The sequence below is a fragment of the Candidatus Dedyshia acidiphila genome (genome assembly GCF_051025295.1).
Lineage (GTDB): Bacteria > Acidobacteriota > Terriglobia > Terriglobales > Acidobacteriaceae > KBS-83.
Window position 1 is genome coordinate 1 of record NZ_JBMGJV010000194.1, and the last position, 248, is coordinate 248.

Sequence of the window (248 nt, forward strand, 5' to 3'; positions counted from 1 at the left end):
CAATGTGCAGCACTTCGGCGATGCGCCGGCTGACGAGATCGACCAGTGGTCCGGCTTCGGTAAAGCGGCGTGCCTGCTCGGAGAGTTCGCTTAGCACCAGCTCCGCGTCGTAAGCCTCGCGAAAAAAGCGCCGGTCCAGCGAGCGCTGGACCCGATAGCTGATGGAATCGTGAGCCGCGAACAGCCGGAGGCACCCAGCGCCGGCCAGGATCGTTGCGCCAATAGCGAGCGGCAGGTTCTGGCGATGC

The 248-nt window shown here is 64.9% G+C and carries 1 protein-coding gene; it reads right to left on the bottom strand.

Translation table 11 applies throughout. The annotated features are described in order from the left end of the window. A partial coding sequence (locus tag AC5IJH_RS18575; RefSeq protein ID WP_491904297.1) for a hypothetical protein occupies positions 1-248 on the bottom strand: 248 nt, incomplete at both ends.